The sequence below is a fragment of the Paraburkholderia lacunae genome (assembly GCF_003353175.1).
Taxonomy (GTDB): Bacteria; Pseudomonadota; Gammaproteobacteria; order Burkholderiales; family Burkholderiaceae; genus Paraburkholderia; species Paraburkholderia lacunae.
In genome coordinates this window covers 1-22,257 of record NZ_QHKS01000015.1, presented here as the reverse complement: position 1 = coordinate 22,257, position 22,257 = coordinate 1, and the positions used below count along the sequence as shown (strand labels likewise).

General features: G+C 64.5%; 20 protein-coding genes and 1 pseudogene. 8 read left to right on the top strand and 13 right to left on the bottom strand.

Annotation, left to right across the window (positions count from 1 at the left end; all coding sequences use genetic code 11):
- Positions 1–20 precede the first annotated feature (20 nt).
- Entirely contained in the window at positions 21–434 is a 414-nt protein-coding gene (locus tag DLM46_RS22515; protein ID WP_115103991.1) for a group II truncated hemoglobin, read from the top strand.
- A 45-nt stretch (positions 435–479) separates the two neighbouring features.
- Here DLM46_RS22515 and DLM46_RS22510 read toward each other — a convergent pair whose 3' ends face one another.
- Genes DLM46_RS22510 through DLM46_RS22495 form a run of 4 tightly spaced genes read right to left on the bottom strand, consistent with a single transcriptional unit; the run spans position 480 to position 5,496 of the window.
- The gene (locus tag DLM46_RS22510; RefSeq protein WP_115103990.1) at positions 480–1,340 is read right to left on the bottom strand and encodes an efflux RND transporter periplasmic adaptor subunit; all 861 of its coding nucleotides are present in this window, start codon (positions 1,338–1,340) and stop codon (positions 480–482) included.
- Positions 1,341–1,353: 13 nt separating this feature from the next.
- Positions 1,354–1,554: a DUF1656 domain-containing protein gene (locus tag DLM46_RS22505; protein WP_115104279.1), complete on the bottom strand. Its 201-nt coding sequence runs from the start codon at positions 1,552–1,554 to the stop codon at positions 1,354–1,356.
- Entirely contained in the window at positions 1,544–3,754 is a 2,211-nt protein-coding gene (locus tag DLM46_RS22500; RefSeq protein WP_115103989.1) for an FUSC family protein, read from the bottom strand. The genes DLM46_RS22505 and DLM46_RS22500 overlap by 11 nt, the downstream gene beginning before the upstream one ends.
- An 11-nt stretch (positions 3,755–3,765) precedes the next feature.
- On the bottom strand, positions 3,766–5,496 hold the full coding sequence (locus DLM46_RS22495) for an efflux transporter outer membrane subunit (RefSeq protein WP_115104277.1): 1,731 nt from the start codon (positions 5,494–5,496) through the stop codon (positions 3,766–3,768).
- Between the two features lie 155 nt (positions 5,497–5,651).
- Between DLM46_RS22495 and DLM46_RS22490 the strand changes: the two genes are divergently transcribed.
- Together DLM46_RS22490 and DLM46_RS39580 are read left to right on the top strand one after the other, a co-directional pair.
- A complete protein-coding gene (locus DLM46_RS22490) occupies positions 5,652–6,590 on the top strand; it encodes a LysR family transcriptional regulator (RefSeq protein WP_115103988.1) in 939 nt (312 codons plus the stop codon).
- 200 nt (positions 6,591–6,790) lie between these two features.
- Positions 6,791–6,952, top strand: coding sequence for a hypothetical protein (locus tag DLM46_RS39580; RefSeq protein ID WP_165848044.1), 162 nt, complete (start codon positions 6,791–6,793; stop codon positions 6,950–6,952).
- A gap of 194 nt (positions 6,953–7,146) precedes the next feature.
- On the opposite strand, the gene DLM46_RS22485 is transcribed toward DLM46_RS39580, so the two are convergent.
- The 5 genes from DLM46_RS22485 to wrbA all read right to left on the bottom strand — a co-directional run bounded on the left by DLM46_RS22485 (position 7,147) and on the right by wrbA (position 11,821).
- Positions 7,147–7,926 (bottom strand): SOS response-associated peptidase, encoded by a 780-nt coding sequence (locus tag DLM46_RS22485; RefSeq protein ID WP_115103987.1) that lies wholly within the window; start codon positions 7,924–7,926, stop codon positions 7,147–7,149.
- A 220-nt stretch (positions 7,927–8,146) separates the two neighbouring features.
- Complete coding sequence (locus DLM46_RS22475; protein WP_115103985.1) at positions 8,147–8,953, bottom strand: metallophosphoesterase; 807 nt, start codon at positions 8,951–8,953, stop codon at positions 8,147–8,149.
- Positions 8,954–8,994: 41 nt separating this feature from the next.
- Positions 8,995–10,413 (bottom strand): FAD-binding oxidoreductase, encoded by a 1,419-nt coding sequence (locus DLM46_RS22470; protein WP_115103984.1) that lies wholly within the window; start codon positions 10,411–10,413, stop codon positions 8,995–8,997.
- Between the two features lie 50 nt (positions 10,414–10,463).
- Complete coding sequence (locus DLM46_RS22465) at positions 10,464–11,060, bottom strand: DUF2069 domain-containing protein (protein WP_115103983.1); 597 nt, start codon at positions 11,058–11,060, stop codon at positions 10,464–10,466.
- 158 nt (positions 11,061–11,218) lie between these two features.
- The gene (gene wrbA / locus DLM46_RS22460; protein WP_115103982.1) at positions 11,219–11,821 is read right to left on the bottom strand and encodes an NAD(P)H:quinone oxidoreductase; all 603 of its coding nucleotides are present in this window, start codon (positions 11,819–11,821) and stop codon (positions 11,219–11,221) included.
- 120 nt (positions 11,822–11,941) lie between these two features.
- On the opposite strand from wrbA, the gene DLM46_RS22455 reads away from it, so the two are divergent.
- On the top strand, positions 11,942–13,255 hold the full coding sequence (locus DLM46_RS22455; RefSeq protein WP_208866315.1) for a YihY family inner membrane protein: 1,314 nt from the start codon (positions 11,942–11,944) through the stop codon (positions 13,253–13,255).
- A 50-nt stretch (positions 13,256–13,305) separates the two neighbouring features.
- Here DLM46_RS22455 and DLM46_RS22450 read toward each other — a convergent pair whose 3' ends face one another.
- The 3 genes from DLM46_RS22450 to DLM46_RS22440 all read right to left on the bottom strand — a co-directional run bounded on the left by DLM46_RS22450 (position 13,306) and on the right by DLM46_RS22440 (position 16,060).
- Complete coding sequence (locus DLM46_RS22450; protein ID WP_115103979.1) at positions 13,306–13,626, bottom strand: Mpo1-like protein; 321 nt, start codon at positions 13,624–13,626, stop codon at positions 13,306–13,308.
- A gap of 233 nt (positions 13,627–13,859) precedes the next feature.
- A complete protein-coding gene (locus DLM46_RS22445) occupies positions 13,860–14,693 on the bottom strand; it encodes an alpha/beta fold hydrolase (protein WP_115103977.1) in 834 nt (277 codons plus the stop codon).
- On the bottom strand, positions 14,690–16,060 hold the full coding sequence (locus DLM46_RS22440; protein WP_115103974.1) for an O-acetylhomoserine aminocarboxypropyltransferase: 1,371 nt from the start codon (positions 16,058–16,060) through the stop codon (positions 14,690–14,692). The genes DLM46_RS22445 and DLM46_RS22440 overlap by 4 nt, the downstream gene beginning before the upstream one ends.
- 239 nt (positions 16,061–16,299) lie before the next feature.
- On the opposite strand from DLM46_RS22440, the gene DLM46_RS22435 reads away from it, so the two are divergent.
- From DLM46_RS22435 to DLM46_RS22420, 4 genes and pseudogenes are all read left to right on the top strand, one after another.
- Positions 16,300–16,761, top strand: coding sequence for a CBS domain-containing protein (locus tag DLM46_RS22435; RefSeq protein WP_115103972.1), 462 nt, complete (start codon positions 16,300–16,302; stop codon positions 16,759–16,761).
- Positions 16,762–16,944: 183 nt separating this feature from the next.
- A complete protein-coding gene (locus DLM46_RS22430) occupies positions 16,945–18,882 on the top strand; it encodes an MFS transporter (RefSeq protein WP_115103970.1) in 1,938 nt (645 codons plus the stop codon).
- Positions 18,883–19,012: 130 nt separating this feature from the next.
- A complete protein-coding gene (gene aroC / locus DLM46_RS22425) occupies positions 19,013–20,113 on the top strand; it encodes a chorismate synthase (RefSeq protein ID WP_115103968.1) in 1,101 nt (366 codons plus the stop codon).
- Between the two features lie 52 nt (positions 20,114–20,165).
- Positions 20,166–21,667: pseudogene (locus DLM46_RS22420) on the top strand (glycosyltransferase family 9 protein).
- A gap of 184 nt (positions 21,668–21,851) precedes the next feature.
- On the opposite strand, the gene DLM46_RS22415 reads toward DLM46_RS22420, so the two are convergent.
- A partial coding sequence (locus DLM46_RS22415) for a 4Fe-4S dicluster domain-containing protein (protein ID WP_208866314.1) occupies positions 21,852–22,257 on the bottom strand: 406 nt, incomplete at its 5' end.

Genomic DNA, 22,257 nt, shown 5'->3' with positions numbered 1-22,257 from the left:
CTTTTGTTGTGTGGCTGGGTATGAGCGATCTTGACGACGAAGGGTCCGCGGCGGGACCGACGGCCTTCGAACTGGTGGGCGGCGAAGCTCGCGTGCGCGAGCTGGTCGACCGGTTTTACGATTTGATGGATCTCGAGGCCGAGTTCGCCGGGATTCGGGCTTTGCATCCGGAGTCGCTCGAGGGTTCGAGGGACAAGTTTTTCTGGTTTCTGTGCGGATGGATGGGCGGGCCCGATCATTACATCAGCCGCTTCGGGCATCCTCGCTTGAGGGCCCGGCATTTGCCGTTTGCCATCGCGTCCAGCGAGAGGGATCAGTGGCTCAGGTGTATGGCCTGGGCCATGGAGGACGTGGGGCTTGCCGAATCGCTGCGCGAGAGGCTGCTGGGGTCGTTCTTCGAGACCGCTGACTGGATGCGGAACCGGAATGGCTGATACAGCTAAAAGGAGTACTGCCAAACCGCCCCATCGCAAAACACATCAGCTGGGTTTGACCACAACCGTACAAGTAATCCCTGCTGCAAGCACGACATCGTCGGGTACGGAATCGATCCTCACCCTGACGGGCACGCGCTGTGCCAATCTCACCCAGTTGAAAGTCGGATTGACATCCGCCAGCAACTCGCGGCTTTCGGGATTATCGCGGTCGTAGATCCCTCGAGAGATGCTCTCGACATGCCCTTGCAGAGTGCCGCCGCTCATCAGCCGAACTTCAGCCTTGTCGCCGACGCGAACATGAGGAAGCTTGGTCTCCTCGAAGTACCCATAAACCCAGAAGGAATGGCTATCGACAATAGCCAGCTTGGCAGAACCCGCAGTTGCATAGTCGCCGCGAAAAACATTGAGATTGGTGACGTAACCGTCGACAGGCGACACCACCCGCGTGCGCGCCAGGTTCAACCTGGCCGCATCGAGCGCGGCGAGAGCCTGCTGATAGGCAGCGTCAGCAGCCGACGCAGTGTGCGTCGCGTTCTCACGGCTCTCCTTGGAGACGACCAAAGCATCCATATCCGCGCGCCGCTGCGCATCGTCGCGCCGCATCTGCAATTCGGCCTTGCGCGCGGCAACCGCCGCCTGCGCCTGCTCCACGGCGATCTCATAGTGCGACGGATCGATCTGCATCAGCAGATCGCCTTTCTTCACCAACTGGTTGTCCTTGACAGGCAAATCGACCACCGCACCCGACACGTCCGGCGCCACGTTGACGATCTCGGCGCGCACGCGCCCATCGCGCGTCCACGGTTCATCCATGTAATGAACCCACAGCACGCGTCCAATCAAAATCGCGACGATAAAAACAACGGCAGTCGCGACGAAGCCCACAAAATTTCGAACGGTCATGTTTCGACTCTGATCAACGATAAACGGCGAGACCCAGCACGCCGCACACACACACGAGCAAGCTGGCCCGGAACAGGGACGGATGCCACACCATGCGATACAAGCCCGTATGGGCAATCGCACGGTCCAACACCCAGGTAAGCGCGGCGCCCGCGATAAACAGCAGCACGATGGCCGGCACGTAGGCGTCGAAAACGGCAATATCACGTGGCATGACGAACTCCTTCAGACGCGTCGGCACGTCCGCTCACCAGCGGTTCAAGCGGCGATTGCGGATCGAGCAGCGCGGTACGAATGAAATGCAGTTGACTCAGGATGCCTTGTAGCCGTTGGCGCTCCTCACGCGGCGGCGTGAAGGTCGCCAGCATCTGCTGAACCGCGGCGATGGCGTCGATGGTCGCCGCCAGCGCGCGGTCGAAGCGGTCCGCGCGCGGCCGCTCGAAGAGCGCGGTCACCGCGCTGCGCATCGCGCGCAGCGACACCCGCCACGGCATCGTCTTCGCGTAGCGCGCATCGGCGGGCAGGGCCGCCACTTCGCCGCGCAGATCGATCATCGCGTTGCCCACTTCGAGCACCGAGAACAGCCAGCCCAAGGTGTCGCGCTTGAGCGCGGGCTCGCCTGGCGCGAGCGCGTTGATCTGGAACATCAGGTCGCGCGCGCCGCTCTCGAAACGCGAACGCACCCGGCTCATGCCCGCGCGGCTCGCCAGCACCACCTGGCGGCGCAGATCCGTCAGCAGACGATTGCGCAGCCACGGTGCCGACGGCGGCAGCAATACCGCGAAGGCAATCGACGTCACCAGCATCGACAGCAGCAGCGCGATCGAATCGTTGATGAAGCCGCTCGGATCGTAGCGAATCACGTTGTCCGGTCCGGCGAGGAAACAGAAGAAGATGCAGTAGCCGATCCCGTAGCCGGCCAGCGACGGCCGCGTCGTCATGAATACGCCGAGCAGCAGGAACGGCGTGAGCGCGGCGCACAGCAGCGGAAAACCGTCGATGTGCGGATACACGCCGAACACCGCGATCATCCCCAGCACGGAGGCGGCCAGCGTGCCGCCGGCCATCTGGAACGCGGTGCGCATCGGATTCGGCGACGACGACGCCAGCGCGCAGGTGGCTGCCGCAGTCAGCACGAGCGTCGAGCCGCTCGGCCACGCGCTCGCGATCCAGAACGCGCCGAGCACCATCATCACGATGGCCGCGCGCAAGCCGGCCACGCCCGCGGCAATCGAGTTGGTCCTCGGCTCGTAACGCTCGATCCAGCGCTCGCGCTCGTGCCGGTCGACGGCAAGCGACGCGTAAGTCGCCGCGTACGCATGCAGATCGTCCACGAAGCGGTACAGCAATTCGGCGCCGGTGTCGAAGTCGAGCAGCGGCGTGTCCGCCTGCGTTTCCAGTGCGGCGCGCGTCTCGCGCACACGCTTGGGCAAGGCAGCCTTGTAGGTATCGAGCTGCGCGGCGGCGTGCGCGGCATCGGCGGCGCTCAGCACGGGCTCGCCGGACTTCGCGAGCAGCGGGGCGATCTCCTTGAAGTACGGTTCGAGCGCCTCGATCGCAACGGTTGCGCCACTCGTTTGGGCGTCGCGCAGCCGGTTCATCAGTTGATGCAGCGCGTGAAAGCGCGTCGATGCCGTCATGAATTCGCTGTTCAGACGCGCGAGGCGGCCGCCGCGCATCCGCGAGCCGGGACCTTCGAACATGGCCACGCTGCGCGCCGCTTCGAAGCCGACGATGTCGGCGACAAAGTGCGCGTTGGTCGCCTCGATCTGCGCGCGGTCGTTGCGGCCCGCCAGCGACGCGGACACGTACTCGACGAACGCCGAGAAGCGCGCCCGCACGGTGCTGCGCATCTGCAAGCCGGCGTATTGCGGCAACACGAGACCACTGACCGCGCCCGCACAAACGATGCCGACCACCACTTCGGCGACCCGCGTGAGGGCGCTCAGAAACGCGCCGTCCGGATGTTGCGAAGCCGGAATGCCGATCAGCGCGGCGGTATAGCCGGCCAGCACGAAACCGTACGACTTGAAATTGCGGTTGCGCGCGGCGCCGGCGGTGCAGATGCCGACCCAGATCCCGGTCGCGACAATGAACATTTCCGGCTGCTGCGCAAAGAGGCCGATGAACGCGAGCATCACGACGAGGCCGACCAGCGTGCCGCAGATCCGGTAGAAGCTCTTGGCGAACACCATCCCGCTTTGCGGCTGCATCACGATGAAGACGGTGGTCATCGCGGTGCGCGGTTGCGGCAGGTCGAGCTTCATCGCGATGCCGAGCGCGAGAAAACAGGCGGCGAGCGTTTTAAACAGATAGGCCCACGTGCGGCCGTCGGTGTGCGCCCAGTCGGCGACGGCCGTGCAAAGCGCGGCGAACGAGGCCGGCGGCGAGGAGGGAGAAGGGGTGGCTGACATGGTCGACGTCCTCATTCAGCCGCGCTTGCGCTGGTGGACGAGCGGCTGGTGCTCGTCGCGGCGCTCAGGCGGGCGTTGCCGTCGGCACGCTTTGCTGCAGCGCGCGTCGGTTTTGCCGGCGAGGCGGCCCGGCTCTGCGGTTGTGCTGTGGTGGAAACCTGCGCGGCGTTATTTGTGCGGCTGGTGGAGCCCGTTTGCGCCGGCGTGTCCGACGGCCCGGCCGCGGCGGTCGAATCGGCTGCGGCTTTGCTCTTGCCCTTGCCATGCCCCGGCAGCGTTTCGTCTTGCTGCGGCCCATTGGCCGGTTCGTCGAGTCCGCCGCCCAACGCCGTGACCAGCGATGCGTGCGCGCCGAGGCGCTCGGCCTGAATCTTCGCGACGCCTTCCTGCGCGCGCAGCAACTGGCTTTGCGCGACCAGCACGTTCAGATAGTCGGTCAGGCCGCGCCGGTAGCCTTCGCGGGACAATTCGTAGTTCTTGCGGGCCGCCGCAACCGAACGATCGGCGTCGTCTGCCTGAGCGGCGAGCGAGCGGATCCGCACCACCTGGTCGGCGATGTCCTTCAGCGCGCCGACGATCGACTGGTTATAGCGATCCACGGCCTCGTCGTAGCCCGCCGACGCCGCGCCGAGTTGCGAGCGCAGCCGCCCGCCGTCGAGGATCGGCAGCGACAGCGCCGGCCCGGCGCTCCAGCTATGCGACGGATTCTTCAGGAACTGGAACAGCGGCCCCATCGCCGCATAACCGCCGATCGACGCCAGCAGGTTGATGTCCGGATAGAAATCGGCCTTGGCGACATCGATGCCGCGCGCCTGTGCCGCCACCGTCCAGCGCGCCGCGACCACGTCTGGCCGATGGCCGATCAGATCAGCGGGCAGCGTGCTCGGCAGGCCGGCGGGCGCGTCGAGCGCGAGTACCGGACGGCGGATCGAATCGCCCGCACCCGGACCTTTGCCGGCCAGCGCGGCCAGCTGATTGCGGCCGAGTGCGATCTGTTCTTCGATTGCATCGATCTGCCGTTCGTATTCCGGCAGCGGCGTTTCGGCCTGGCTCACTTCGAGCTGCGTGCCGATGCCGCCCTTCAGACGGCGCGTGGCCAGATCGGCGATCTGCTGCTGTTGCTGCAACGTGGCCCTGGCGATGTCGAGCAGCGCGTAGTTCATCGACATGTCGATGTACGTGCGCACCACATTGCCTTCCAGTTCGAGCTGGGCGGCGCGGGCATCGGCGGCGCTTGCATGCGCGGAGTCGAGCGCGCGTTCGGCTGCGTTCCTGTCCTTGCCCCAGATATCCAGGTGATACGCGAGCCCCAGCGTGCCGGTGTTGTTCCACGACTGCTCGCCCGCGAGCGGACCCGGGCCGTAGTACAGGTTGTCGGCCCATTTCTCACGCTGGATCGACAGACTGCCGTTGACCTGCGGCGACAGCGCCGAACGGGCCACGCCCGCCATCGACGCGGCTTCGCGTACGCGCGCCTGCGCCACGGCCAGCGTCGGATTGCCCGCCTGCGCGGCGTCGATCCACTCATTGAGCTGCGGGTCGTTATAAGCGCGCCACCAGTCGGCGGCCGGCCATTGCGCGTCGGCATCGGCGGCCCGGATGGCGTTGCCCGCATCGAGCGACGCGGGCTCGATTCCGCTGGCTTGCGGCGCGATGCCTCCGGTATTGGCACAGCCGGCGATTGTTAATAGGATCGTAAGAACCGCGACGGCGGCGATCCCTTTCGGTACCGGAGACTGCACGATTTCCTCCACAAATAGCTATAGAACCTTGTGCGCCATTATATTTTTCGATTGATTGGGGAATAACCGGTAAAGATGCAAGGCATTTTTACGGAAGATGAGACAATCGCCTTTGCGAATCGTGTAACAATCGCTGCGGATCTTCAAGGAATGCTATGGATACGCTTCAAAACATGCGCGTATTTGTCCGCGTCGTCGAAGCGGGCAGCTTTACGGGTGCTGCGCAGCACCTGAACACGACCACGGCGTACGCGTCGCGCGCGGTGTCCGATCTGGAAGCGCACCTGCGCACGCGGCTCTTGAACCGCACCACCCGCCGCATCGCGTTGACCGAGGCCGGCGAGCGCTATCTGCAACGCTGCGAGCAGATCCTCGCGTACGTCGATCAGGCCGAGGCGGAAGCGAGCGACGCCCACGCGCGGCCGTCCGGCAAACTCAAGGTCCACGCGATGACGAGCTTCGGCCAGCACTATGTGGTGCCGGCCGTCAGCCGTTATCAGCAGCGTTATCCGGATGTGCATATCGAGCTGACGCTCGCGCAGCGCCTGCCCGATCTGCTCGACGAAGGATTTGACGTGGCGCTGACGCTCGCCACCGGTCTGCCGGATTCGGGTTTGGTGTCGCAGCGCCTCGGCAGCGCGTTCAGCATTGCGTGCGCTTCGCCGGCTTACCTGGAGCGGCACGGCGTGCCGCAGACGCCCGCCGACCTGGTGCGGCATACCTGCCTGCAAATGGTCACGCCGGTATTTCCGACCGATAAATGGACTTTCGACGGCCCGAACGGCGAGGAAACGATCGCATTAGGACCGACGACGTTCCAGGTGAACGTGGCGGAAGCGATGGCGGTCGCGGTATGCAGCGGCATGGGCGTCGGCCTGATTCCGATCTATTCGGCGATCAGCGGTTTGCGCAGCGGCGAGCTCGTGTGGCTGTTGCCGGAGTACACATCGCAGGAAATGAATCTGTATGCGCTGTATCCGTCGCGGCAATATCTGGACGCGAAAATCCGCACCTGGGTCGAATTTCTGCGCGACGAGCTGCCCGCGACGCTGGCGGTCGACCAGGCCGAGCTGCGCAAATTTGCGCGCACCTGATGCGGCGCGGCGGCGCCGGTTGACAGATTGGGCGCGCCGGCCGTGACGCGTTGTTACAGAAGTGTCGCGTCGCAACATTTCCTTACTTCTGCGCCGCGGTCGATTTGCTAACGTGTCGTTCACGCGCGGCCGACTTCAGCCGGACGCGTTCAGTCAGCAGCCATTCGGCGAATCGCAACAACTGGAAGGACGAGGGATTCATGGATACGCATCTGATGATCGGCGTGGCCGTCATGTTGGGACTGATCGGCATCGCCGCATCGCGCGATTTGCTGCGCCGGCTGCGTGAACAGCAGCCGCAACTGGTGCCGATCAAGGTCGAGCGTCCGGCGGATTTGTCTACGCAAAGGCGCGACCGCTGAGTTTTGCTGACGTGCCTGGCTGGCACGCCGGGTTGTCGCGCTTCGCTTGATTGCCCGCTTAATTACCAGCTTGATTGCCGCGCTTAATTGCCGCCTTGGCTGGGATATTCACCTGGCACATCCAGTAGGCCCATTCAGCGGGCACGCTTTACACGCTTTAGTTATTGAGTTTTTTCGGCCGGTGCGCCGCGGTTTCAGTCCAGCGCTTCAATCAGACGCGGCTCGTCATTGAGCGTGCGGTCCACCTCGGGGCTCACGCGGTGCCAGCGAAAGCGCCCGGCGGGTACGCAGGCGCCGCGCGCGAGCTGCTGGAGTTCGTCCGGCGGCAGCGCCGGGTCCAGCCAGCGGCGCGCCGCATCCGGCGCGAACACCAGCGGACGGCGGTCATGCACGTCGATCAGGCCAGCGTCGGCGGTGGCCGTCACAATCACCAATCCCATACCCTCCGTTTGCGGCGCAGTGCCGCGCACGCTCGATAGCGCGGCAAAGTACATCGGCGCATCGCTTTTCAGGCGCACGAAGTAGGGCTGGCGGATCGTTCCCGCACCCTGGCGTGTGCCTTGGGTCGTGCTCCGGGTCGTGCTCTGTAACGCGCTCTGTACCGCGCTCTGTACCGCGTCATCGCCGGTATCCGTGTCGGGCGCCGCCTCTACGCGCCATTCGAACCAGCCGTCCGCCGGCACCAATACCCGTCCGGTTTTCCACAGGGCCTTGAAATAGCGGGCGTGCGCCGCGGTTTCGGCACGGGCGTTGATCGTTTGCGGCAGATGTTGAACGCGTGCCCAGTCTGGGCAGTAACCCCAGTGAATCGCACGCAGCGTTTGGTCAGGATAAATCGCGAGCGGATGCGTGCCGGGCGACAGGTTGTAGCCGGGGCGGCGGTCGGCGGCGTCGAACAGCATCAGCGGATCGCTGAGGCCGAGATGCTGCGCATAACGAAGCGGATCGCGGTACTGACTGATTCGACCACACATGAGCGACCTCCGGACGCGACCGGCTCGACCTGCCTGACTGAATCGGCCGATCGAGCCGATCGAGCCGATCAAGCCGATCAAGCCGATCAAGCCGATCAAGCCGATCAAGCCGACTGGCGTCGGCACGTCAGTCACTACAGGGCCGACCCCAGCCGCAGCCGATGACAACAGCGTAGTGCGCGCCGCGTAGCCTGGCTACCCAGATCGGCCCGAGCCAGCCCTAGATCTCTACCACCTTGTCCCAGGCGAACTGCGGATTTTCCGGTTGACGGGTGCGCCGGTCGAGATAGCCGCGCGGATTGCACACCACGCGCGTGCCGTTCACCGTGTAATCGAACGATGTATGCGTGTGTCCGTGAATCCACAGCGCGACGGGCGCGCGCACCAGTTCCGGTAAATGATTGACGAATCCGGCCGACACGCGGTCTTGCGCGTAGCGCTCGGCCAGACTCAGCCGGTGCGGCGCGTGATGCGTGACGACGATCGTCTTGCCGTCGAACGGTTTGGCCAGCTCGCTCTCGAGCCATGCGCGCGCGTGCCTGTGCAGCGCGATGGAGTCGGCGGGCGTGAAATCGCGCGGCGCATCCAGCATGTCGTGCGGCCAGTTCATCTGGATCAGGCCGCGGAAGTCGAGCATCACCTGGCGCGCCGCTTCGATGGATTGGGCGAGCGCGGCTTCGTCGGCGCCGTATAACGCGAAGTCGGTCCACAAGGTCGTGCCGAGTACGCGCCAGCGGCCCTCCGGGTCGACCAGCGCGGCGTTGTTTAGCACGTGCACGTTATCGACCGAGGCCGCCGCGTCGTAGAGCGCCGTTTCGAGCGCGCCGAATTCGCCGTCGTAGTACTCGTGATTGCCGGGCACGTAGACCACCGGCACGGCGCCGTCGAAAGTTTGCGCGGCCCAGCGCGGCCCGGCCGCGTGATTGTGGATGTCGCCGGCCAGCACGATCAGATCCGCCTGCGCATGCGGGATCAGCTCGGGCTCGTCGTTCTCCAGATGCAGATCGGACAGCACTCGAATCTTCACGAACGGCTCCTGCGGCGGCCCCGAAGCGGGGGCCTCTAACGTTAGCGTAGCACCTTGCCCGGGTTCATCAGGTTCAGCGGATCGAGCGCGCGTTTGACGGCGCGCATCAACTGCACCTCGACGTTCTGCTTGTAATGCATCGCTTCGTCGATTTTCAATTGACCGAGCCCGTGTTCTGCGCTGATGCTGCCGCGGTGGCGGTGCACGCTGTCGTACACGATCTGATTGATCGAGCTCTGGAATTCATCGAGGAACGCCTTGGCGCCGACGCCCTCGGGCGCCTGTACGTTGTAGTGCAGGTTGCCGTCGCCCAGATGGCCGAACGTGACCATTCGCGCGCCCGGCACTGCTTGCGCGATCGCCGCGTCGGTTTCCTCGATGAAGTGGCCGATGCGCGAAATCGGCACCGCGATATCGTGCTTGATGTTCAGACCTTCTTCCGCCTGCGCAAGCGGAATGTGTTCGCGCAGATTCCAGAAAGCCTGGGATTGCGCGAGATTTTCCGCTACCACCGCGTCTTCCACCAGACCTTCTTCCAGCGCGGTTTCCATCAGGTGCTCAAACAGGCCGCGCGCGTGTTCCTCGCTTTCGCTGTCCGACAGTTCGAGCAGCACCACTTGAGCGTGCGGCTCGGCAAACGGATAGCGCATCTGCGCAAAATGACGGCCGACCAGCCGCAGACAGAAGTCCGACATCAATTCGAAACCGGTCAGCAGCGGTCCGGCGACGCGTTGCGTCAGCGACAGGAAATCGAGCGCCGCATGAGGCGACGCCAGCGCGGCGACCGCCGTGACGCGAGCGGCCGGCTGCGGATGCAGCTTGAGCACGGCGGCGGTGATGATGCCGAGCGTGCCTTCCGCGCCGATGAACAGGTCGCGCAGATCGTAGCCCGTGTTGTCCTTGCGCAGTCCGCGCAGGCCGTCCCACAGTTCGCCTTGCGGCGTGACCACTTCGAGGCCCAGGCACAACTCGCGCGTGTTGCCGTAGCGCAGCACGCCGGTGCCGCCCGCGTTGGTGGCGAGATTGCCGCCGATCGTGCAACTGCCTTCGGCGGCGAGGCTCAGCGGGAACAGCCGGTCCGCTTCCTCCGCGTGCTTCTGCACCTCGGCGAGGATGACGCCGGCTTCGACGGTGATCGTATTGTTGTGCGGATCGATGTCGCGCACGCGGTTCAGACGCCGCAGGCTGACGACTGCCTGCGCGCCGCTCGCATCCGGCGTCGCGCCGCCGGCAAGGCCGGTGTTGCCGCCCTGCGGCACCAGCGCGATGCGATGTTCGACGGCGAGCTTCACGAGCGCCGCGACTTCTTCAGATGTGGCCGGGCAGAGCACCGCGCAGGCCGCGCCGGTGTAGCGGCGGCGCCAGTCGGTGCCGTAGGGGGCGGTGTCGTGCGGGTCGGTCAGCACGTGGGCGGCGCCGATGGCGTCGCGGCATGCGGTGAGGAATACGGCTTCGGTCATGATGGTCGGTCAGGGTGTTCGGCGGATAAGTTATGCGGGGAGCGCTGTCCTCATTCGGCGCCGGGCGGGGGCTGCTGCCTGGTTGTCTGCTGCACGGCCTGCCTTGCGGCGTGCTTGGCGGATTGTTCCGCGGTTTGCTCCGTGGCTTGTTTCGCCGCTTGTTTCGCCGCTTGTTTCGCGGCCTGTTTTGCCGCGCGCTTGAACGGCGCGACATACGCGAGCGTGCAGACGAAAAAAACCACCGAGAGCGCGGTTTCCAGCCAGCCGAGCTGCGCGCTCAAACCGTGGTCGCTCCAGCCGCGCACGATGCCCTCGGCGAAATACAGCAAGATCAGCATCGACGCCCATTGCTGCGTGTAAAGCCGGCGCCTCCAGACGCCCGGCAGCGCGATCAGCAGCGGCAATGCTTTGAGCACCAGCACCGAGCCGCCTGGCCGCAGAGGCGCGAGCCACCCTTCCCAGGCAACCGACAACACGATCAGCGCGAGTAGCGCCGCGGTAGCGCCGAGCGCGCTTGAGTGGTTTTGCTGTAGGGGTATGGCGCTTGCAGTTGCTGATGCGTTGGCCGCTGTCGCGTCTGTTGGCGATGCCCCGGCCACTGCCGCATCCGGTCCATGCACGGAAGTTCGGCCATCGAGCCCGCCCATGGACGTTCGAGCATCGGGTCCGCTCACGGACGTTCGGGCATCAGGCCCGCTCATGGAAGTTCGAGCATCGGGTCCGCTCACGGACGTTCGGACATCGGGCCCGCTCATGGACGTTCGAGCATCGGGTTCGCTCCCGGACGTTCGGGCATCGGGCCCGCTCACGGACGTTCGCTCATCGACGCCGCTGTGCGCGCGACGCGTGCGCCCAGCGCGATTGCGAGCGTTTTTTCGTCGGCGGAGATGCCTTGTTCGGCGCTGCCCGCGCGTGCGAAATGGGATGCGCCGTACGGTGTACCGCCGGTTTGCGTGGTGGTCAGCGCGCTTTCAGTGTAGGGAATGCCGACGATCAGCATGCCGTGATGGAGAAGCGGCAGCATCATCGACAGCAGCGTGGATTCCTGGCCGCCGTGCAGACTGCCGGTCGACGTGAACACGCACGCCGGTTTGCCAGCCAGGGTGCCTGACAACCATTGCGGCGTGGTGCCGTCGAGAAAGTATTTGAGCGGCGCGGCCATGTTGCCGAAGCGGGTTGGCGAGCCGAGCGCCAGACCGGCGCATTCCTCGAGGTCGCGCAGTTCGACGTAGGGTGGACCTTCGACGGGGATGTCCGGCTGGGTCGCTTCGCAGACGGTCGAAACCGCCGGCACGGTACGCACGCGCGCCTGCATGCCCGGGACGCTGTCGACGCCGTGCGCGATCGCCAGCGCGAGCTCGCGCGTGGCGCCGTGGCGGCTGTAATAGAGCACGAGAATGTCTTTCATAGGCCTCATCGGTGAACGGGTATTATAGGGGTTGGGTCCGCTGCACAGGCCATGTATAGCCGTTCGGCCAGGCTTGGCGCACTGTCCCGAGAGACCGGTTCATGAAGCGAGGAGGTGGGTTTGTTGTCCAGGGTGCGTCTCGATCTCGATACGCTCAAACGGCTCGCGCAGTTTGCCGCGAAGCGCAGCAGCGAAGATCGCATTCCGCAGGTGGCCGGCAGCCTCACGTTCACCAGCATGCTTGCGCTCGTGCCGCTCGCCACGGTCGCGTTTGCGCTGTTCACCGCGTTTCCGTTATTCAGCTCGTTTCAGGAGTCGCTGCAGTTCTTTCTTGCCGACCATCTGATGCCCGAGCAACTCAATAGTCAGATTTTCAAGTATCTGAACCAGTTCGCGTCGAAGGCCAAGGGGCTCACCACGATCGGCATGATCGTGCTGTTCCTCACCGCGGTGATGACGATGATGACGGTCGAATCCGCCTTCAACGTGATCTGGCGGGTGCGCAAGGCGCGGCCGATCGCGCAGCGCATATTGGTATATTGGGCGATCATTACGCTCGGGCCGATTCTGATCGGCGTGAGCCTGTCGATCTCGTCTTATCTGTTCACGCAATCGATGGCGTTCACGGCGACCCAGCGTATCCCGGCGATGATCGAATGGGCGCTCACCGGCGCTGCGCTACCGTTGACAGCGCTCGCCTTCACGATTCTTTACGTCTATCTGCCGAACTGCCGGGTGGAATGGCGCGACGCGGTGATCGGCGGCGTCACTGCTGCAATCGCGTTCGAACTCGCCAAGCGCGGCTTTGGTTACTACGTGCGGCGTATTCCCACCTACACTGCGGTGTACGGCGCATTTGCCGCGATCCCGCTGTTCCTGCTGTGGATGTACCTGTGCTGGTTCATCACGCTGGCGGGGGCGATGATTGCGTCCGCATTACCGGCGATCCGCATCGGCCAGTTCCACCGGCCCACTTTCGAAGGCAGCGATCTGTTCGACTCGCTCGAACTGCTCGCCCGGCTTTCGGAAGCGCGCGATGCGGGCAAGCGCGGCTACACGTTGCAGGAACTCTCGCGCATGCTTCGCCGCGACATGGATACGACAATCAATCTGCTGCAAAAGCTCGAGGAGATCGAATGGATCGCGTGCTTGCAGGAAGACGGCATGCGGCCGCATTTTCTTTTGTTGGCGAATCCGGCGCAGATCACCGTCGAGCGCTTGTTCAACCTGTTCGTGGTGGATCGCGCGGAGCTCGAATATCAGCTCGGACTCAAGTCGACGCGCGTGGATGGCGCAACACTTCTGGCCGCGCTCGAGAACGACGAGCTGAAAGTGACGCTCGCCACGCTGCTGGCGGCGCGCGCCGCCGCGCGTGCGGCGCGTGCCGAGGAAAACGAGCGGGGCACTTCTTCAATGCCGCATCAAGCCGCCTGACGTTGCAGCCGAACTGCGTGCGGCAAAAAGACAGCGGAACTACAACCAAACTACAGCGAAATCTTCCCGATGCAGATGTCCTTGAACATCACCCAGTCGCCCATCAGGCTGTAGAGCGGATGCCGGAAAGTCGCCGGCCGGTTCTTCTCGAAGAAGAAATGTCCGACCCAGGCAAAGCCATATCCGCAGACGACGGCGGCCGGCAGCCATAGCCAGTCGCCGGTGGCGAGCGCCATGGCGAGACAGCCGATCACGCCTAGCGAGCCCACGAAATGCAGCCGGCGGGAGACCATGTTGCGATGCTCGCTCAGGTAGAACGGATAGAACTCCGCGAAACTCGCGAAGTGATCGGTGTGCGCGGTTTGAGCCATCACGGCCTCCGAATTTCGACGCTTGTCGACTCCATGCCTGTCGCATCGGAAGATGCTTCGCCGCGCGCCGACGTGCTCAAAGCGCGCTCGAAAGTGGACAGGCTTGAATCCATTGTGCGGCTATCGGGCCATGCGCGCAACCTGGCCATTTGGCCGATGGCGCGCGCCCATCGGCGCGGCTATCGTGACCACTCGCGATGGTTGCCGGAGGCCGCTCGCGGCATGCGTGGCAACTATCGGGCGGCGGTTGCCGCCTTTGAGGCGAAGTTGAACAGGGCGTCGAGTGTGGCATCGGGTTGCTCGGTCATCAGCGCGTGACCGGCTTCGAGCGTGACGGTGTCGACGTGTGCCCCGGCTTGCGCGAGGGCGTCGGCGAGCGCTTTGGCCGCGCGCGGTGGCGTCATCGCATCGCGTCTGCCGACGATCAGCCGTGTCGGGCAACGTACCTGCTCGGCACGCGCGAGGCCGTCCGCGTAAGTGTTGCAGGCGGTGAAGTCGGTATGGAACAGATGTGCTTCGCCGCTCGCCGAGACGCGCTCCATCAGCCGCTGGTTCATGCCATGCAGCCAGAAGCCGGGGCCGGGGCACGAGGGCTTCGCGGCGAGCGTCGAATGCGACCACTGGTTGACCATGCCGATTGCATCGGGCTCGCGATGCATCGCGGCGTCGAGCAAGGCGTCGGCGACGGGCATCGGCACGGCGGTGGCGAGCAGAGCAAGGTGCGTCGCGCGTTCCGGATAGCGGCCGGCGAAGTCGAGTGCGGCCAGCGAGCCCATGCTGTGACCGGCCACGAATGCGCGTTGCACGCCGGCGGCGTCGAGCAGGGCGGCCAGCCAGTCGGCCATGGCCGCAACAGTGACAAGCGCCGGACCGTCGCTGCGGCAGTGCCCGGGCAGATCCACCGCCAGCACGCCGAAGCCGTGGTGCGCGAAGTAGCGTGTTTGCAGCGCCCATACGCTATGGTCGTGTTCGGCGCCATGAATGAATATGGCGCTCGGCAAGCTGGCGTCGAACAGTTTGCCGCCGGTATAGGCGTAGGCCGGTTTGCCTTGAACGGTAAGGATCATGCTGACTCCGGGCGCGCCGCGCCGCCGGCAGCGGACGCGGCGGACTGACCGGACGGGCCGGCTTTGGGCGAAGTGGCTCCGCTCGCTTTTTGCGCGGCTTTAAGCGCGCGTTTGAGGTCGTCGATCAGATCGTCGGGATCTTCCAGGCCGATCGAAAGGCGGATCGTGCCTTCGGCGATGCCGGCTGCGGCAAGCGCGGCGGCGTCCATGCGGAAGTGCGTCGTCGATGCCGGATGGATCACCAGCGAGCGCGCGTCGCCAACGTTCGCAAGGTGCGAGAACAGCGACAGCGCTTCGATGAAGCTGCGTCCGGCGGCGCGGTCGCCGCGCAGATTGAAGCTGAATACCGCGCCCGCGCCGCGCGGCAGCAGACGCTGGGCGAGCGCATGGTCCGGATGCGTCGGCAGATCCGGATAAGCGACGCTTTCCACTGCTGCGTGGGCGGCGAGGAAGTCGACCACCTTGCGCGTATTCGAGACGTGCCGCTCCATGCGCAGCGGTAGCGTCTCAATGCCTTGCAGCAGCTGCCAGGCGGCCTGCGGATGCAGGCAGGCGCCGAAGTCGCGCAAGCCCTCGCGGCGCGCGCGCAGCAGGAACGGCGCGACCGTGCTTTCCTCGGCGAACACCATGCCGTGAAAGCCCTCGTAGGGCTCGGTGAATTCGGGAAAGCGGCCCGATGCGTCGAAGTCGAACGTGCCGCCGTCCACCAGTACGCCGCCGATCGTCGTGCCGTGGCCGCCGAGGAATTTGGTCGCCGAGTGGTAGACGAAGTCGGCGCCGTGCTCGAACGGTTTGAGCAGGTAGGGCGTGGTGAACGTCGAGTCGACCAGCAGCGGCACGCGGTGCTCATGCGCAATCTGCGCGACCTTGACGATATCGAGCACGTCGAGGCCCGGATTGCCGAGCGTTTCGCCGAACAGCAGGCGCGTGTTAGGGCGCAGCGCCGCGCGCCACGCGTCGAGATCGCCCGGTTTGACGAAAGTCGTCTCGATGCCGAAGCGCCGCAGCGTGTAGTGCAGCAGGTTGTGCGAGCCGCCGTACAGCGCGCTGGAGGCGACGATATGGGAGCCTGCGCCCATCAGCGTGGCGATCGCCAGATGCAGCGCCGCCTGGCCGCTGGCGGTGCCGATCGCGCCCGCGCCGTTTTCCAGCGCGGCGACGCGCTCTTCGAACACGGCCACGGTCGGGTTCGAGATTCGCGAGTAGACGTGGCCGGCGCGCTCCATATTGAAGAGCGCAGCGGCGTGGTCCGAATCGCGGAACGAAAACGAGGTAGTCTGGTAGATGGGCGTGGCGCGTGCGCCTGTGGCGGGGTCGGGCGCTGCGCCGGCGTGTAGCGCAAGCGTATCGAAACGGTTGGCGGACATCGTGGGCGGCGAAGCCACGGGCGGCCTCGCGAAAGGTGAAAGTGGCGGCCATCCTATCACCGGCACGAATCGCTTCAAGCGCGGTTTTCCCGATGGGCGCAGTCCGGGTTTTGCCCGGCGCGGCGCGCGAACCCCCGCTGCGCCTTGGCGGGCGGGCCGCTTTCCTTTTATGGGTCTTTCCGCTAGGATCGAAAATCATTCATGCTTCGCAAGCTTAGCGGGCGTTACGGAGACAGATTATGCGAGTCAGCGACATTCTTAAGGTCAAAGGCAACACCCTTTTCACGGTCACGCCGGATACGACGCTGCACGACGCAGTCAATACGATGGCCGACCACGACATCGGCTCGCTGGTCGTGATGGAATACGGCGACCTCGTCGGCATGCTGACGTTTCGCGAGATTATCCTGACGTTGAGCAAAAACGGCGGCAGCGTCGGCACCTCGACGATCCGCAAGGTGATGGACGATCACCCGCTCACCTGCACGCCGGAAACGGACGTCAACGAAGTGCGGCGCATGATGCTCGAGCATCACGTGCGCTATTTGCCGGTCATGGAAAGCCGCACGCTGATGGGCATCATCTCGTTCTACGACGTCGCGCGCGCCGTGGTCGAAGAGCAGGGCTTCGAAAACCGTATGCTCAAGGCGTACATTCGCGACTGGCCGGAAGAACAGCAGGAACAGCAACCGGCGCGCTGATTCATGACGGCTCGCAGCGGCGCTCGATCCGTTGCCGCGAGCTTGAAGGTGCACCGAAGGCGCGCGCGAAAGCGTGCGCCTTTTTTGCGTCTGGTTTAGCGTCAACGCCGTTTTCTGCCGCGCGCCGGGTTGGCGCAGGTTCCTTTGTCCATCGTTGCTCTTTTAGTCCGTTCTCCGACCTTCATGAGCGATCGTCCGTTACCCGCCGCCCGCCGCGCCGCCCGCGCTCACAACGCGCACGAGTCCCAGTTCCGCCTGCTCGGCCAGCGCCGTTTCGCGCCGTTTTTCTGGACCCAGTTCCTCGGCGCGATGAACGACAACGTCTTCAAGATTGGCTTCACGTCGCTCGTCACGTATCAGGCAGCGCGGTTTTCCGGCGTCGATCCGAAAACCGCGGCGTTCCTGATTTCGGCGATCTTCATCCTGCCCTTCGTGCTGCTGTCGGCCACCTCCGGTCAGATCGCCGACAAGTACGACAAGGCGATGCTGACCCGCTTCGTCAAGAGCTTCGAAATCGTCGTGATGCTGATCGGCGGCGCGGGCTTCTGGCTGCATAGCGCGCCATTGCTGTATCTGTGCACCTTTCTGATGGGCGTGCATTCGACCATCTTCGGGCCGGTCAAGTATTCGTACCTGCCGCAGCATCTGTCGAAGCCGGAACTGGTCGGCGGCAACGGCCTGGTCGAGATGGGCACCTTCGTCGCGATCCTGATCGGGACGATCGTGGGCGGTGCGGGGGCGGGTTTCGCCGAGCACGGCGCGGTGCTGCTGGCTTGCGCCTGTGTCGCGATTGCGCTGGTCGGGCGAGCCATGTCGAGCTTCGTGCCGGTCACGCCGGCGCCGCAACCCGATTTGCGCATCAACTGGAATCCGGTCAGCGAGACGTGGCGCAACCTGAAACTGGCGCACGAAAATCGCACGGTGTTTCTGAGCCTGCTGGGTATTTCCTGGCTGTGGTTCGTCGGCGCGACCTTTCTGTCGTCGTTTTTCCGTTTCGCGAAAGACGTGCTGTCCGCCAATCCGGATGTCGTGACCGTGCTGCTCGGCACCTTCTCGATCGGCATCGGCACCGGTTCGCTGCTGTGCGAAAAGCTCTCGAAGCGGCGTATCGAAATTGGCCTCGTGCCGCTCGGCTCGATCGGCATGAGCGTGTTCGCGATCGATCTGTTTTTCGCCAGCCACGCGTTGCCGGCCGCGGGTCATCTGTTGAGCGTCGGCGAGTTCCTCGCGCGGCCCGCCCATTGGCGCGTGCTGGCCGATCTGTTCCTGCTGGCGATGTTCGGCGGCTTTTACAGCGTGCCGCTCTATGCGCTGATCCAAAGCCGCAGCCAGCCGAGCCATCGGGCACGCATCATTGCCGCGAACAATATTCTGAATTCGCTGTTCATGATCGTCTCGGCGCTGATGGCGATGGGCCTGACCGCCGCCGGCTTCGGCATTCCGGCGATTTTCCTCGTTACCGCGCTGCTCAACATCGTGGTAGCGGCCTACATCTATTCTCTCGTGCCCGAGTTTTTGCTGCGCTTTGTCGCGTGGGTGCTGGTGCATACGTTCTACCGGATTCGTCTGGTGCACGCCGAACGCATTCCGGATGAGGGCGCGGCCGTGCTGGTGTGCAACCATGTGAGCTTTGTCGACGCGATCGTCATCATGGCCGAGAGCCCGCGGCCGATCCGCTTCGTGATGGATCATCAGATCTTCAGGACGCCGTTCGCCGGCTGGGTGTTCCGCCACGCGAAGGCGATTCCGATCGCGCCCGCGCATGAGGATCCGGAATTGCTGAAGCACGCCTATGAGCGCTGCGCGCAGGCGCTCGCCGACGGCGATCTGGTCTGTATCTTTCCAGAGGGCAAGCTGACGAAGACCGGCGAGATGAATCCGTTCCGTCACGGCGTGACCGAGATCATTCGCCGCACACCGGCGCCGGTCGTGCCGATGGCGCTGCGCGGGTTGTGGGGCAGCGTGTTTTCGCGCGCCGACGACGCGCGCTGGCCGAGGCCGGTCCAGAAAGGCGTGATGAGCCGGCTGACGCTGGCCGTCGGCGAACCGCTCGATCCAGCGGCTGCGACGCCGGAGGTGTTGCAGCAGATCGTCGCCGAACTGCGCGGCGCGCGGAAGTAGCAAGAAGTAGCGCGAGGAGCCCGCACGTGGAGCGGGCGCTCAGCCGTGCGAACGGGTTCGGCACAGCGCAGCCCTTGCCCCGTGGGGCTGGCATAATAGCGCTTTCCCCGCTTTCCTTTGGACGACGCCCATGTCCGGCAACACTCTCGGTACGCTTTTCACTGTCACGTCCTTTGGCGAATCGCATGGTCCCGCAATCGGCTGCGTGATCGACGGCTGTCCGCCGGGCATGGCGCTGAGCGAAGCCGACATCCAGATCGAGCTCGACCGCCGCAAACCCGGCACGTCGCGCCACGTCACGCAGCGTCAGGAAGAAGACAAGGTGGAGATCCTGTCCGGCGTGTTCGAAGGCCGGACCACGGGCGCGCCGATCGCGCTGCTGATCCGCAATACGGACCAGCGCAGCAAAGACTACGGCAACATCGCCGAAACTTTCCGCCCGGGTCACGCGGACTACGCCTATTGGCAGAAATACGGCATTCGCGACTATCGCGGCGGCGGCCGTTCGTCGGCCCGTCTGACGGCACCGACGGTGGCGGCCGGCGCAGTTGCGAAGAAATGGCTGCGCGAGCATTTCGGTACAGAGATTCGCGGCTATATGGCGGCGCTCGGCGAGATCGACGTGCCGTTCGTCGACTGGGCGCACGTGCGCGAGAATCCGTTCTTCGTGCCGAACGCGGATATCGTGCCGCAACTCGAAACCTACATGGACGCGCTGCGCAAGGACGGCGATTCGATCGGCGCGCGCATCAACGTCGTGGCTTCCGGGGTGCCGGTTGGACTCGGTGAGCCGCTGTTCGACCGCCTTGACGCGGACATTGCGCACGCCATGATGGGCATCAACGCGGTGAAGGGAGTCGAGATCGGCGCGGGCTTTGCCAGCGTCGCGCAACGCGGCTCGGTGCACGGCGACGAATTGACGCCGGAGGGGTTCGTCGGCAATCACGCGGGCGGCGTGCTCGGCGGCATTTCGACAGGACAGGACATCACGGTCTCGATCGCGATCAAGCCGACCTCGAGTATTCGCACGCCACGCCGCTCGATCGACAAGGCGGGTCAGCCGGCGATCGTCGAAACGTTCGGGCGTCACGATCCGTGCGTCGGCATCCGCGCAACGCCGATCGCCGAATCGATGCTCGCGCTGGTGCTGATCGACCACGCGCTGCGGCACCGCGCGCAATGTGGCGACGTCCGCGTGGCCACGCCGAAGATCGCGGCAAGCGCGCCTTGAAGTGAAGTGCGCTCGCTGAACCCCGTCGTTCGACCCGCGCAGCATTGTTTCGATGGCAGATTCGAACGCTGGGCCGGCAGATAGCCGCCTCGCGCGCCTGCACGCACGTGTCGCCGCGCCGCAGGCCGGCGCGGCCGACTGTCTCGCGTTCGGGCAAAAGCTGCTGCAAGGCGCCGGTCGCGACAAGATCCGTCAACGCGAGGCGCTCGCCGCTCTGGTGCGCGCTTACCGACTCGATCCTTCCTGCGATCCGTCACTGCTCCATGCGATTGCATAAACGGCGTTCATCGTGCGCGATTGGGCGCTGGTCGACTCTGCCACCGCGCTACTTCTCGCACAGAACGCCGACGATGCCGACGCCCTGATCTGGCGCGCGGCTGCCGTGCAGCAGTGCGACGACTTCAAATTGGCCGAACAGCTGCTGCGCGAAGCGGTGCGCATTGCGCCGGGCAGTCCGGTGGCGTTGCATAAGCTGGCGCTGTGCATCAAGGAACAGGCTCGTTTCGGCGAGGCGGAAGGGGTGCTCAGGCGGGTGCTCGAACTGTCGCCGAATAACATGCATGCGCTGTTCGATCTGTCGGAGCTCGAAATCCGCTCGGGGCGCTAAGCCGAGGGCTGGGCGCATTACGAATCGCGCATGGCGTTCGGCGACGATCTGAACGACGCGCAGCATGCGCTGGCTGCGATCAATGCATATTGGCAGGGCGAATCGCTAGCCGGCAAAACGCTGGTGGTGTACGGCGAGCAAGGCAATGGCGACTGCCTGTGGGGGGCGCGTTTTCTGCCGCTGCTGGCCGAGCGGGCGCGACGTGAAGGTGGCCGCGTGATCTTCGGTCACGATGGACCCTTGCGGCATTTGTTCGAGCGCATGTTGCCCGCGGATTTGCCGCTCGATACCGCTCTTGAAACGCGGCCGGATTTTCATTGCGGGTTGATGAGCCTGCCGCTGCGGCTTGGCGTTTTCGACGCGAGGGGGTGGGGCTCACCGTACCTGAACGCGGAGCCGGCGCTTGCTCAGGCGTGGCGCGAGCGGATAGGTATTCATGCTGCCTGCAAACCCGGCGCACATGCCGCCGGCAAACGAGGCAATCGCAAGGTCGGACTGGTGTGGAACGGGAACCCGAAACATGTCCGTGACATGCGTCGTTCGGTGCCCGGTCGAGCAATTCGAGCCGTTAGTGAGCGTGCCGGGAACGACGTACTTCGCGTTGTCGCCCGGGCGGAGCTCGACGGTCGCGCAGTGGCGCGCGCGGGGCGCCGATGTTGTCGACCTGACGCATCATTTCGAGTCCGGATTCGATGATGTTGCTGCGTTGCTGGTGAATCTCGATCTGATTGTCACCATCGATAGCGGGCCCGCGCATCTGGCAGGGGCGCTGGGTGTGCCGACATGTTTGATGATCGATCGTGTGTCGGCCTGGTTTTGGGGCGATCAGACGCAGCGCACGGGTTGGTACGATTCGGTCGAGCTGTTTCGCCAGACCCGGTATCGGTGTTTGGGCACCGGTTGTGGCCGAAGTGCGAAGGCGGATTGAGATGCTTGGCGGGGTTTGATTGTTTGGTTCGTTTGCCTTGGGCGGCGGCATTTGTCTGTGTTTTTTGGCGTTGGCCTTTCTTTTTGTATTGGGCTTATTAGCGTGAGCTCCGCAAGGGGGCAACGCCAATCACCAGTAAGAAAAGAAAAAGCCAACGCCGTGGGCATACAACCAGCGGCGCCGTGCAGGCAGAAAAAACAGAATCACATATTCGGATAGTTAGGGNTATCGCAGGTCTTGCAGTGCACGCAGTTCTGCGCGTTGATCACGAGGCGTTCGCTGCCGTCGTCGTTCTTCACGAACTCATACACTGCGGCCGGGCAATAGCGTGACTCCGGGCCGGCATAGGTCTGCCAGTTCACGTTCACCGGCACCGAAGGATCTTTGAGCGTCAGGTGAGCCGGCTGATTCTCTTCATGGTTGGTGTTGGAAATGAACACTGAAGAGAGCCGGTCAAACGTCAGCTTCCCATCCGGCTTCGGATATGTGATCGGCTTGCACTGCGACGCGGGCTTGAGCATCTCGTGATCGGAATGCTGGTGATGCAGCGTCCACGGCACATTGCCGCCGAGCACCTTCTGCTCGATGCCGACCATCAGCGTACCGAGG